We start from the raw sequence: 13,151 nt of genomic DNA on the forward strand, positions 1-13,151 counted from the left end.
TTGCTAAATCATCAGCCGCTTATATATCGCCCTGACCAACATCATTTGCCGCATGGCGAAATAAATAAAGCCACCAAGAAAATAATTCGAAAACTCACTGAAGCCGGTTATGAAGCTTACCTGGTTGGTGGTGCGGTGCGTGATTTATTGCTGGGTTTGCACCCCAAGGATTTTGACATTGCCACCGACGCCACCCCCGAAGATGTCAAAAAGGTGTTTAAAGGCCAGTGTCGCCTGATCGGCCGCCGTTTTCGTCTGGCGCATATTTACATGGGCAATCAGGTTTATGAAATTGCCACTTTTCGGGGTGATGACAGCGGTGATCGGGTGTTAAAAAAAGGCCGCATCATTCGGGACAATGTTTATGGCAGCATTGAACAGGACGCCATCCGGCGCGATTTTAGTTGTAATGCGCTGTATTACAACATCGACTCACGTGAGGTGTTGGATTTTGTTGGCGGCGTTGAAGATCTGGAACGTGGCGTCTTAAAACTCATTGGCCAGGCTGATCAGCGGTTTATTGAAGATCCTGTCAGAATGCTCAGAGCGGTTCGCTTTGAAGCCAAACTGGGTCTGACCTTACCCACCGAAATGGCCCACCAAATCACCGCACACCGGCACCTGCTGCATCAGGTACCGATTGCCCGGCTGTTTGACGAAACGGTTAAGATGTTTCACTGTGGCAACATGATGGAAGCTTATCAAAAACTGATGGACCTGGATTTGTTTAAAATCCTGTTTCCAACGGCGGTGGATTATTTACAGGATCCCAACTGGCACAACCTGATGATGCACGCCTTCAGCAACACCGACCAAAGGCTCAAGCAAGGCCTCTCGGTGACCCCGGTTTTCCTCACCGCCTGTGTCTTGTGGCCACCATGCATTGAGCTTTATGAAAAACTCAGAAGCCAGGGCAAACCACCGCACGATGCGCTGCACCTCGCTGCCGGTCAGGTGCTCAGTCAACAGCAAAAAAGCCTGATGATACCGCGCGCGATTCAAAACGGCATCCGACAAATGTGGATATTACAATTGCGCTTTAAAAAAATGTTCGGCAAAGGGGTTTATTCAACCCTGCACCACCCCAGATTTCGCGCCGGTTATGATTTTTTGTTGCTGCGTAATGAGATTGACGCTCAATTAAATAAACAGGCTGACTTCTGGACCAACATTCAGAACATGCCGCCTGAAAATGTGAAAAGCCTGATTTTCGGAAAACGCAAAAAACGCGGAATCAATTACCGCTTAGCGGTTCATGACGCACCCTAATCGGGCTTATCTGGGTCTTGGCAGCAACCGCGACCGCCCCCACAGACAACTCACAAAAGCCATCGGACACATCAACCACTTGCCAGGCACACACATTGTGCAGCTGGCGCCGCGTTACCGCACTGAGGCCTGGGGTTTTACCGAGCAACCGGACTTTATCAACACAGTCATCGCGATACAAACAACCTTAACCCCCATGCACCTGCTTAAGTGCATCAAACGAATCGAATACCGCTTAATGGGTCGCCAACGCAACAAACGCTGGCACAGCCGATGTATCGATATCGATATTCTCTATTATTCCCGCCAACCTTTCAGGCGCGCGTCATTACAACTGCCACACCCAGATATGCCCCGGCGTTGCTTTGTGCTCCGACCGTTGCTTGATTGTGACCCGGAATGTTTACCCCGAACCACGGCACAGAAAATAACCATCCGAAAAAACCTTTGCAAACACCTCCGGTCTCAGCGGCATTGGCTTGAAACACACAAAATCCGGCAAATTTGTCACCGCAGCCCCTGAAAAATGTTGTATTTTTGCCACAATCAGCAAATTTTGTTGTATTTTTTAAACAAAAAGCAAAAAGACTGTTGCATTGTTGCCAATTTTAGCGTAACATTGGTTTCAGTTTTAGAGTAAATCATTTCAAACTCCAAGACAAAACCAGGGCACAAAAGTAAAATATCGTATTTAACCCATCCACATTTGGATGGGTTTTTTTTTGCGCATCTGCTAAAATCTCCACTGATTACTCGCCCACACGTCAATTATGCATGATCCATCATTGCAGCGGCTGTTAACCCGCGCCGCGGCTTCACCTCACATCAGAGATTTACGACAACTTTGGTCGCATAACCCCAATCGTCACCGCCAATTCATCTACGAAACCGATGCCTTGTATCTGGACCTGTCCAAAAACTGGGTTGATGCTGATGTGATTGAACAACTGCAACGCCTGGCCGACAGTTGCCGACTGAAAGAAGCCATCGATAAATTATTTAATGGCGAAGTGGTTAACAGCACCGAACAATCTGCGGCCGGCCACACCACCCTGCGCGATCCCAACCACCCCAATTATCACCGCAATTTAAAAGCCATGTGTGATCTGGCGGACCGGATTGAACGCGGCGACATCAAAACCGCCTTTGGTAAACCGGTAAAACAATGGGTTAATGTGGGCATCGGCGGTTCTTACCTCGGCCCCCGGCTGGTGGTGGAAGCTTTAACCGAACTGCAAAGTGAAAGCCGCATTCCGGTTCACTTTACCGCCAGCGTTGATGATTCGCTGATTAATCAGCTTTTTAACACCATCGACATTGAGCATTGCCTGTTTTGTATCAGTTCCAAAAGTTTTGGTACCGTTGAAACGCTGATGAATGCAGGGGCCATTGAGCGCAAATTAAAATCACGCTCAGGCTACCGACCGCAGCCCGGACAGTCATCGTTAATGGCCATCACCGCCCACACTGACAAAGCCCGCCGGCTGGGCATTCCCGATGACATGATTCTGAATTTTGATGACAGCATCGGCGGTCGTTTTTCCCTGTGGTCAGCGATTGGCTTTCCGATTGTGATGGCTGCCGGACAAACCGCTTTTAAACAGCTGCTCGAAGGTGCGCATCAAATGGATGTGCATTATAAACAAACACCCTGGTCACGTAACCTGCCGGTGATGATGGCCCTCATGTCGGTGTGGTACCGCAATTATATGCAACTGTCCGCCTATGCCTGTTTGCCTTATGATGCCCGCTTGCGCTGTTTGCCCCAATGGCTGCAACAGCTAATGATGGAAAGCACCGGCAAAATGCACAGCAACCGGGGGGATGTGATTCAATACCCCACCGCGCCATGGGTGTTCGGCGACCACGGTCAATTATCTCAGCACGCTTTTTTTCAGGCTTTTCACCAGGGCCTCGATGCCCTGCCACTGGATTTTATCGGGGTGGTGGATGACAGCCCGAACCAACAGTTTTTGCTGTACAACATGCTGGCACAAGGGGCGGCGTTAATGCAGGGTAAAGAAGAAGACAACACCATGGCCGGCTGTCCCGGCAACAAGCCCAGCACCACCTTACTCATGAAACGCATGGATGCCCGGGCCATCGGTGAATTGCTGGCCATGTATGAACACATGGTCTATACCCAATCAGTGATCTGGGATATTAACTGTTTTGATCAGCCCGGTGTGGAGCTTGGTAAATCCCTGGCCCGCGATATTCAGGACTGCGTTGCCAATGACTCTTTAAATCAGCTTAATCTGGACCCATCTACTAAGGCATTGATCAATCAAGTCAATCCCAAAACCAAGGAGCCGAAACATGACTGACTTAGCCCGACTTAAAGACCCCATCAGCGACCAGATGATTGGGGCATCCATCGCTTTAAATGATGATTCCAAAGACGTTGAATTTCGTTATCCGATTAAACCATTTAAGAAACAATACCAAAAACAACTGGCCGAAATCTTAGGCCGCAAAAAAGTCAAAGCCAAAACCAGTATTCGCAGCCACCAGATAAAAAAAGACATCGAACCCATTCAAGGCGTTAAAAACATCATCGCCGTGGCCTCGGGCAAAGGCGGCGTTGGTAAATCCACCATGAGCGTGATGCTGGCCAAAGGCTTGCAAAACTTAGGCGCCACCGTGGGTATTTTGGATGCAGATATTTACGGCCCCAGTATCCCGAAAATGCTGGGCCAGCGCCAAAAACCCGAAACCCCGGATAACAAATCCTTTCTGCCGGTGGATGCCGATGGTATTCAGAGCATGTCACTGGGCTATATTCTGGATGAAAAAGACCCCGCCATCTGGCGCGGCGCCATGGTTACCAAAGCCCTGATGCAACTGATTGGCGACACCCGCTGGCATGATCTGGATTACCTGATAATGGACTTACCACCGGGAACCGGCGATATACAGCTCACCATGATTCAGAAAATTCCGGTCACCGCAGCGGTGATTGTCACCACCCCACAGGATATTTCCCTGTTGGATGCGCAAAAAGCCCTGGCCATGTTTAACAAAGTTGAGATCCCGGTTCTGGGCGTGATTGAAAACATGAGCACCTTTATCTGTGACAACTGCGGTCATGAAACCCCGCTGTTCGGTCAACATGGCGGTGCCAAAATGGCCGAAGAATTTAATATCGATTTACTCGGGCAAGTACCGCTGAACATCACCATTCGAGAAAACATGGACGCCGGTAAACCGGCGGCGGTGTGGAGCAAGAAAAAAGCCCACGCAGATTTGGGTCAGATAATTGCCCTGCGCACCGCCCAGAACCTGGCCAAAAAACCGCTGCTGCTGAAATCCGGCTTCAGCCTTAAATTGAACACACAATAACCTTATGAGTATCAAATCAGACCACTGGATTCGCCGCATGGCAGAACAACACGACCTCATCAGCCCCTTCGAACCGGGTCAGGTGAAAACCAATGCCGCGGGCGAACGCCTGATTTCCTACGGCACTTCGAGTTACGGCTATGATGTGCGTTGCGCTGATGAGTTTAAGATTTTTCATAACATCAATTCAGCGGTAGTTGACCCCAAAAACTTTGATTCGCAGAGTTTTGTGGATGTTAAATCCGATGTCTGTATTATCCCGCCGAATTCCTTTTGTCTGGCGCGCACCGTGGAATATTTAAAAATCCCGCGCGATATTCTGACCATTTGTTTAGGCAAATCCACCTATGCCCGCTGCGGTATCATCGTTAATGTCACCCCGCTGGAGCCTGAATGGGAAGGCCATGTGACCCTGGAATTTTCCAACACCACACCCTTACCGGCAAAAATATACGCCGGCGAAGGCGTGGCGCAGTTTTTGTTTTTTCAGTCCGATGAAGTCTGTGCCGTATCCTATAAAGACCGCGCCGGTAAATACCAGGGCCAACGCGGCGTCACTTTACCGAAAACCTAAATGAAACACCTTGGCATCATCGGCAGTGGCTGGCTGGCGCAGGCCATGGCGCGAGCCTGGCAAAACCAATACCGGCTTACCCTTACCACCCGCCATAAAGACAAACAACAAGAACTTATTCAGCAGGGCTTTGATTGTTTAATTTACAACATGGGCGATGACTTCGCGCGCTTAGCTGACATTGATTGCCTGATTATCGCCACCACCAGCAAAGACCTGAACGCCCACCGGCAATTAATGAATCAACTCAAAAACCACCCTGACATACCGGTATTATTCACTTCATCAACCTCGGTTTACCCCAATGATGGAAAAACCCATGGAGAAGACAGCCCCGATATCAAAACCGACCATCCCCTGTATTTGATTGAACAATGTCTGCAAAAGTACCCAAAAACAACCGTGATTCGCTGCGGCGGTTTAATCGGCCCCGGTCGCCATCCGGGGCGTTTTTTCCAAAACAAAGCCATCCCTTCACCCAAAGCACCGGTGAATTTACTGCCTTTACAAGATGCCATCGGCGTTTTCGAGCATCTGATTGAACAACAAATAACCGGCACCACCGTGAATGCTTGCCATAATGAACATCCGGCCAAAGGTGAATATTACCCGAAAATGGCCCAATCCATCGGTCTGCCCACCCCTGAAATCGGCCACGATGACAGCCCCGGAAAAACCGTCGACACCCGGCGTTTAACCAACGAACTGAACTATTCCTTCAAAAGCGATATTTGGCAAATCGAAGACTAAAATAAGGCACAGATGCGAAGCATCTTAGCGCAATACCGGCGCAGGCCGGTACCCAGCGTCTTTGAGAATAATCTCACGCTATCAAAATAAAGTTCAACCACAAAGAACACCAAGAACACACAAAGTTCACAAAGAAAGAAGATTAAAAAACGACATTGTGACCTTTGAGAAAACCTTTGCGATCTCTGTGGTAAAAAAATTAGTTAACCTCTGGATGATTCCGTACCGTCCCAGGCCGGTACCCAGTATCTTTAGACCTTAACTTGCAGAATAAAACACCGGTATGCAGGTAGGCTTCCTACTGCCCTTTGAACCTGCCCTATTCCTCTTCGTCAAAATCACTTTGGCTGACCGCCCGGTAATAATCCACAATCACCGCCGCCGTCTGGTTATCATCGGAACGCGCTGAAATATGCGGCGTCACCGTAATTTTCTCATGGGTCCAAAAAGGATGCGCCTCAGGCAAAGGCTCCTCGACAAACACATCCAGCACCGCATGCCGTATGACCTTGTTATCCAACGCAGCGATTAAATCCTGTTCATGCACATGACCGCCACGACCCACATTGATGAGCACTGTATGCGGCTGACACCAGGATAAGGTTTCCCGGTTAATCACCTCGCGGGTGTCTTGATTGAGCGGCACCAGCACCACCAGATAGTCACTGGCCTGGCAGACTTTTTTCAAACCCGACCGGCCTTGAAAGCAGGGATGCGCCGGGTGTTGCTGGCTCCGGGTCCAGGCCACGGTGTTAAAACCCAAATCGCGACACCGATCCGCCACAAACTCGCCCAGGGCGCCCAGACCCAAAAAACCCACGGTGGGACTGGCATCGGTTTCCAGCACCTGCCACTGATGTTGCTTTTGTTGCTGCCGGTAGTTAGTGAGGTTGCGCCAGTCCTGCAGCACATACGCCAGCACATACTGTGCCATGCGCTGCTGTAACGACAAGGTCATCACCCGCAGTTGCTGATAACGCGCATCAATGGCTTGATCGGCGATGATATGATCCATACCGGCACCCAGAGAAGTCACCGCTTTTAAGTTGGGAAAATTGTCAGTCACGCCCGCCGGGTGTTGCCACAGCACCGCCAACGTCACCGCATCCGGATCGGTAATATCCGGCCACACTTGCACCGACACATCCGGCAAAAACTGCCGCAACAACTGCGCCAGACCGTCACTCGGTCGATCGGTAATAATCAGTGCAATACCCATAAAAATGACCTGCTTAAAGCTTCGCCAATGGTGCCAGATGCCGCAAAGCCCGTTGATAGACTTTCCGTTTAAAATGAATGACATTATGCGCTGGGTACCAAAAGTCCACCCAACGATAACACTGAAACTCCGGCGAAGAGGTGCAATTAAAATCAACCTTTGACTCATCCTCAAGAAGCCTGAGCAAATAATACACTTGCTTTTGACCAACGAACGCAGGATCAGAATCCTTCTTCATAAATTTTTTGGGCAACTGGTAATGCAACCATTCTGGTGTACACCCGAGCACATCCACATGCTTCGGTTTCAAACCAATTTCCTCATATAATTCCCTGAACATGGCTTCCTCAGCGGTTTCATCTTTGTTTATTCCGCCTTGAGGAAATTGCCAACCGGACCCCCGCGTCCGCTTAGCCCAAAAAACCTGTCCGTCATCATCAAGCAAGATGATACCCACATTGGGGCGAAAACCATCTCGATCTAACATGATGATAAAAAATATTTAAACTGCATTCATTGTTTCAAAAAATCCCCCCCGGCACAAGCAAAAGTTAACAGCTTCCCTAATCGAATAAAAATCAAGCTGTTATCCTCGTGCTTGATCCGAGAAAAATTCTTCTGGAAAGAATTTTACAAATAACGTCCAAGTTATCTGCCCTTCGGGTTACATGAAAATATTTTCCCGAAATATTTTTCATGTAAACTCTTTAGGGTGAGTCTCAAGGATGAGACGAATAATCTACTGACCTTATCGCGATAACTTAAAAACATCCCCACGTCATCCTCGGGCTTGACCCGAGGACCTCCTAACGCTAACGCAAATCAAAAAAAATCCTGATGCAACGTTATCGGATTTGATCCGATAACCCAGTATAGTAAGATGGGCTCCGCCCATCAAAACCTAATGATAATCCTTCAACTCAGTAAAATCACACCAATTTAAATCATAAAACCCATTTTCAACAAATCGCATAAATGATGAATGTGACCACTCACAAGGCTTGTCCACTAATCCATGTTTAACCGGATTAAAGTGAATATAGTCAGTTAAATGGTTTAACTCTAACTCATCCCGAATGGTGTGCTCATAGAACCGCCTTTGCCATACACCACTTTCTCTTTTATTTATTTTGCTTATTGACACCTCTTTTGACAATTCAGTTTTTAAATCCTGTGGTAAGCTTTTTGAAAATTTTATTTTGATTAGTGACACCATCTTCGGGTAATCAACTATGTATCGTGGTCTAATAATCATATGAAAATGCTCTGGCATAACCGCAATGGCGTGTACCTTAAAATGAACCTGATTTTTAACCGTTTTTAAAGCTAACTTGAATTCAGCCATATATTCTGACAAAAGTGCACGTTTTCGGTTATTGATAGCCACCGTGATAAATACACAGCTGTTTTCTACAAAAACCCTTCTGAAGTTTGGCATATATAGATTTTAGCATATCACCCTCATTCATTGCGTAGGATGGGCTTCGCCCATCGAAAATTGAAGCTTTATTTCAAAATCAAAACCTTAAAATTATATTGTAGGATGAGCTCTGCTCATCATACTGCCCAATTTTACGAACCACTGTAATCATTTGATGGGCGGAGCCCATCCTACTTTTCTATTTATCATTAATACCTATTATAAATAAGTATGTGCAAAATAAACCATACGTTAAACATACCCAAAACCATGGCCACAATTTCTCAATTAAATTTAATAGCGAAGCTGGCTTTTTATTAAACACTTCAGAGAAAATAACCCCCAATAAAATACTAATAATTAATCCACAAATTAATAAAACTATTTTCCTTTTACCGGATGATTTGAATTTAAAACAGGCAACGATATTAAGCAATAACACGCTAAAAAATGTTAGTAAAGAACAAATAACTAATACCGCTTCTAATGCATAGAAGGGTTCTCTCTTCCCTAAAACCAAATTATTAAACAGGGTAAGACAAGCAGAAAAAGCCACGGTTAAAATTAAAACGTAAATCCATCCTTTCTTCCAGTTAAGGGGTAAGTTTGTAACTTTTTCAGGCGTTAGCATTTTAACCGAATTTAACTTCATTAACTTCACTCAACCACTCCTAGACCTATACAATCCTTTTAAAAATACAAATCCTAACAAAGCCCCATATACAACGCTGATGTAAAAAATTGGTCTTATGTTTTTTAATTCATTAACCAAACCCTCTGACAAATCATAATCAAAGCCTGAATAATCTAAACCAATGAGTAACCCAAGTATAAACCCAATGATAACAATTTTAGTTTTACTAAACTTCATCATCTTAATCAGCAGAAAAGAAGAAAAATGCAATATTAATAAAAATGGCATTACAAATACTAACCCAAATATAAAAACCGTGACCATATTCCCGTAAAGTTTTAATTCAAAAATTTTATCAAGATTAGTAATTAGCATAAAAACAAATGAAAAAATCACATGAGCACATAAACAATATAACCATGCCATCAACCAATTAGGTTTATTAATATATTTGCTCACATTTAATTACCTATAGTCTCTTTGAATTAAACAATACCTATATCAGGTTTTTTTATCACCCACCCATCCCACTCACAAAAGTATCCACATAGTGCGTGACTTTCTGGATCAGGCGTTCAGCGGTGGTGGCGCGTTCTTTGAGTTTGGGCCGGGTTTTCATCATGTTGATGACGTCTTCGCGCATGGGTTGGCGGTTGGTAAAAAGGAAATCGCCGATAACGGATTCGAACTTCTCGGCAATGAAATAATGATGTGCTTGTCCCATATCGATTACTCCATGATGATCCATACTCCAAACCCAGCCCGGCCAAATGCTTAATCAGATTGTTTTCGAGGGTTTGTTCGGATTGGGTGGTCATTGACGGTCATCCTTGAACAGTCGAATGTAATCATGAAACAAGTACATTTTACCCCTTTTCTCTCCGGTGATTTCTCGCAATATTTTCAACCGTTCCATTTCTTCCACAATTTTATAGGCCGTAACCAATGATGTATCAATTAATTCAGCAATCATTTGTGCATTGGTAATTGGTCTTTTATACAATGAATCTAACACTTTGATAATCTGTGCACTGCGCTTACTTTTTTCATTCACATCTTTTTCTAACTGAGATTTTAATAAAAGAATGCGATCAAATGTTTCAACACCTTTTCGTGCAGTTTCAATAACACCAGTGAGGAAAAATTTAAACCACTGCTTGATGTCATCATGCGTTCTCACGCGCATCAAATTGTCATAATATAAATCTCGGTGCTGTTCAAAAAAATCAGACAAGTACAAAACCGGTTGCTTAAGAATACCCTTCTCAACCAAATACAAAGTGATCAACAACCTACCCACACGACCATTACCGTCTAAAAATGGGTGAATGGTTTCAAACTGGTAATGCATCAAAGCCACTTTCAACAAATCGGGCAAGTAATACTCTTCAGAATGCACAAAATTTTCCAAATCACCCATCAATTCACCGATGGATGCACTGACTGGCGGTATAAAAGTGGCATCATTTAATGTCGCCCCACCAATCCAGTTTTGTGATCGCCTGAATTCACCAGGTAATTTATGTTTACCTCGCACACCTTGTAACAAGGTTTGATGCGTTTGTTTTATCAATCGAGTAGAAAAAGGCACTTTTTCTAAGGATTGAATGGCTTGGTTCATCGCCGAAATGTAATTGATGACCTCATCCCAATCATCGCGCTTGTCTAAATCTATGTCTTCACGGGACATCAAAGCCTCTTCAATATTGGTCTGCGTACCTTCAATTTTATTACTTTGTGTGGCCTCTTTAACAACATGCATACTGATGAACATATCGATATTGGGCACATGTTCAGAAAACATATCCAAACGACCCAGCTGACGATCTGCCTGAGAAAGTAGCTTTAAAACCTCCATGTCATCAATTAACCAAAAACGATGAATAAATTCCGGCTGAAAGCTTTTGTAATCTTTTTGCTTTATCCAGTGTCCTGCTTTAAATTGTTTCATACTATTAAATAAGCTTGTATGCTATTTAATATCTTACAATTTTTTTTAATTAACCACCATCGCTATTTAAGTTTTTGGCATTTTTATTAAATAGTGAGTTGCTTTATTTCATATTTTGTCTATTTTGTGAAATAATCACTGCAGGATGGGCTCAGCCCATTTATTACTATTTTAATTGGCTGACTTTTTCAGGAAAGCTGCTAAGCAGCCAGCGATAACGCATGAGCAGCCCCGTAAGACAGTAAAAACTGACTGTCCATCGATAAATCATTCCATTGGGCATCCTTTATTTTATTATTGCGGTTTTTATCATCCCATCAAATTCAGACTGATTAAAAGGCTCCTTGTGTAGCTGTCCGGTTTTGACTAAATTGTCTAATATCTCCATGAAACTTAAGCCGCGTAATCCTGATTAAATTGCGCTTCGCCTTTTATCCATAAAATTTCATGCGACAGGACTTGTGTGATGAAATGTTGATTTTCATTTATTCGTGTCTGAAATTCATCCGGCGTGTAAATGGTGGGATTGATAGTTCGACCCAATTGCTGTTCGGCTTCGGATAAAGTCGCCATCACATTTGCATAGCTTAAATCCTCAGCGACAATCATTAAATCAATGTCACTTTCAGCATGATCGCGACCCTTAGCCACTGAACCATAAATAAAAGCATACTTAACATCTGGCAGAATATTTTCTAAGGCAGATTCGACACTGCCCACAACCCCAAAGGTTTTTATAACAATGCCTTTTAATTCATGAAAAATGGGATTGTCAGAATTAGCCTGAAAATGCATTTGATTGCCCTGCTTACGCACAGTTAACAATCCGGCCGCCGTTAATTTATCTAATTCACGCCTAACCGTGCCTTTCCCCATATCCACCAGATTAACGAGTTCATTGAAATAAAAGCTTTTTTCCGTTTGCCCATACAAAATCCCCAAAACCTTCTGTTGAGTTTTGGTAAACAAAGCTTCGCCAATGTTTAAATGATTAGATTTCATAAAAGACCCAATATGGGTACTATAAGACCCTTTTTGGGACTTTTCAATAGATATATTCTGATATTTTGTTAACTTAGTCTGATTTGATGCCTGTCCCTGATTGTTTCCTGATTGTTTTATTCTGCTTAAAGGGTACTGACCCCTTTATTTACCTTCAATTAGTGCCTGTCCCGTATTATTTTCATGGTCTGCTTACTTATTATGGTGGATTCCAGTTGCAAGTGCAACGGGCTAACATCTAGATAATACTTCAAGGGGTGTTTGGTAGCCAAGGACTTTTCTCGGTCTGTTATTCAAACGCTCCTCAATAAACTGCGTTTGTTCTATAGTCACGTCATCTAAACGAACAGATTTTGGCAAATATTGTCTGATGAGTCCGTTCATATTTTCATTGGTTCCCCGTTGCCATGAAGCATAGGGTTTAGCAAAGTAAACATCAATATTCAAAGCTTGTGCCACCTCATTGTGTCTAGCAAACTCTTTACCGTTGTCGTAAGTAACAGTGTGAACATTAAAAGATTTAAGAGCTTTAATACTACTGCTGGCTATCAGTCCTGCACGTCGGTTTTTGTGGGCTCTAATAACGCATAAGCGGGTTTTGCGATCAGCAAAGGTAAGTAGCACGCCTTTGTGTTTGTTGCCCACTACGGTGTCTCCCTCAAAGTCACCGAACCTGCTGCGCTCATCAACAACAGCAGGACGTTCATCAATATCACGTCTATCAACGATCTGTCCACGTCTTTGTTGGCCTGACGCATAACGTTTGCGGCGTTTCTTTTGACAACGAAGGTGAGTATAAAGCTCGCCACCGTCTTTTTTGTCAGCATAGATAAACAAGTAAATACGTTCAACGCTTGGTACATCAATCCAACCCATGATCTTAAGCCGACCATTGATTTGTTCAGGTGACCAATCTTGTTCAACCAGATAGCTGATATAGGCAAAGCCAAAAGGGGTAATCTGCTTGTTGCCTTTGCGTTTGCGAGACTG

General features: G+C 44.4%; 14 protein-coding genes and 1 pseudogene. 6 read left to right on the plus strand and 9 right to left on the minus strand.

Annotation, left to right across the window (positions count from 1 at the left end):
• The 6 genes from pcnB (at position 1) to IEV16_RS07370 (ending at position 5,935) form a co-directional block, all read left to right on the plus strand.
• Positions 1 to 1,269 carry a polynucleotide adenylyltransferase PcnB gene (gene pcnB, locus IEV16_RS07345; protein WP_268234411.1) on the plus strand — a complete coding sequence of 423 codons (1,269 nt, stop codon included), beginning with the start codon at positions 1 to 3 and terminating at the stop codon, positions 1,267 to 1,269.
• The gene (folK, locus tag IEV16_RS07350) at positions 1,256 to 1,792 is read left to right on the plus strand and encodes a 2-amino-4-hydroxy-6-hydroxymethyldihydropteridine diphosphokinase (RefSeq protein WP_188365039.1); all 537 of its coding nucleotides are present in this window, start codon (positions 1,256 to 1,258) and stop codon (positions 1,790 to 1,792) included. Before pcnB ends, folK begins: the two co-directional genes overlap by 14 nt.
• 247 nt (positions 1,793 to 2,039) lie before the next feature.
• Positions 2,040 to 3,596, plus strand: a complete 1,557-nt coding sequence (pgi, locus tag IEV16_RS07355) for a glucose-6-phosphate isomerase (protein WP_188365040.1) — start codon at positions 2,040 to 2,042, stop codon at positions 3,594 to 3,596.
• The gene (gene apbC / locus IEV16_RS07360) at positions 3,589 to 4,611 is read left to right on the plus strand and encodes an iron-sulfur cluster carrier protein ApbC (RefSeq protein WP_188365041.1); all 1,023 of its coding nucleotides are present in this window, start codon (positions 3,589 to 3,591) and stop codon (positions 4,609 to 4,611) included. Before pgi ends, apbC begins: the two co-directional genes overlap by 8 nt.
• Positions 4,612 to 4,615: 4 nt before the next feature.
• A complete protein-coding gene (gene dcd, locus IEV16_RS07365) occupies positions 4,616 to 5,185 on the plus strand; it encodes a dCTP deaminase (RefSeq protein ID WP_188365042.1) in 570 nt (189 codons plus the stop codon).
• Positions 5,186 to 5,935, plus strand: coding sequence for a Rossmann-fold NAD(P)-binding domain-containing protein (locus tag IEV16_RS07370; protein ID WP_188365043.1), 750 nt, complete (start codon positions 5,186 to 5,188; stop codon positions 5,933 to 5,935).
• A 319-nt stretch (positions 5,936 to 6,254) separates the two neighbouring features.
• On the opposite strand, the gene IEV16_RS07375 is transcribed toward IEV16_RS07370, so the two are convergent.
• The 9 genes and pseudogenes from IEV16_RS07375 to IEV16_RS07415 all read right to left on the minus strand — a co-directional run.
• The gene (locus tag IEV16_RS07375; RefSeq protein ID WP_188365044.1) at positions 6,255 to 7,154 is read right to left on the minus strand and encodes an NAD(P)-dependent oxidoreductase; all 900 of its coding nucleotides are present in this window, start codon (positions 7,152 to 7,154) and stop codon (positions 6,255 to 6,257) included.
• Positions 7,155 to 7,173: 19 nt separating this feature from the next.
• Positions 7,174 to 7,641: pseudogene (locus tag IEV16_RS07380) on the minus strand (RNA pyrophosphohydrolase); the annotation flags it as partial.
• 414 nt (positions 7,642 to 8,055) lie between these two features.
• Positions 8,056 to 8,592 carry an REP-associated tyrosine transposase gene (locus tag IEV16_RS07385; RefSeq protein WP_188365046.1) on the minus strand — a complete coding sequence of 179 codons (537 nt, stop codon included), beginning with the start codon at positions 8,590 to 8,592 and terminating at the stop codon, positions 8,056 to 8,058.
• Positions 8,593 to 8,773: 181 nt separating this feature from the next.
• Positions 8,774 to 9,235: a hypothetical protein gene (locus IEV16_RS07390; RefSeq protein ID WP_188365047.1), complete on the minus strand. Its 462-nt coding sequence runs from the start codon at positions 9,233 to 9,235 to the stop codon at positions 8,774 to 8,776.
• Entirely contained in the window at positions 9,236 to 9,667 is a 432-nt protein-coding gene (locus tag IEV16_RS07395; protein ID WP_188365048.1) for a hypothetical protein, read from the minus strand.
• A gap of 55 nt (positions 9,668 to 9,722) precedes the next feature.
• Positions 9,723 to 9,932: a hypothetical protein gene (locus IEV16_RS07400; RefSeq protein ID WP_188365049.1), complete on the minus strand. Its 210-nt coding sequence runs from the start codon at positions 9,930 to 9,932 to the stop codon at positions 9,723 to 9,725.
• A 90-nt stretch (positions 9,933 to 10,022) separates the two neighbouring features.
• Positions 10,023 to 11,159 carry a Fic family protein gene (locus IEV16_RS07405; protein WP_188365050.1) on the minus strand — a complete coding sequence of 379 codons (1,137 nt, stop codon included), beginning with the start codon at positions 11,157 to 11,159 and terminating at the stop codon, positions 10,023 to 10,025.
• 393 nt (positions 11,160 to 11,552) lie between these two features.
• Positions 11,553 to 12,161, minus strand: a complete 609-nt coding sequence (locus tag IEV16_RS07410) for a nucleotidyltransferase domain-containing protein (protein ID WP_188365051.1) — start codon at positions 12,159 to 12,161, stop codon at positions 11,553 to 11,555.
• A gap of 231 nt (positions 12,162 to 12,392) precedes the next feature.
• On the minus strand, positions 12,393 to 13,151 hold a 759-nt coding region (locus IEV16_RS07415), incomplete at its 5' end, for an IS30 family transposase (protein WP_188365052.1).

Source organism: Marinicella pacifica, from assembly GCF_014636635.1.
GTDB classification, from domain to species: domain Bacteria; phylum Pseudomonadota; class Gammaproteobacteria; order Xanthomonadales; family Marinicellaceae; genus Marinicella; species Marinicella pacifica.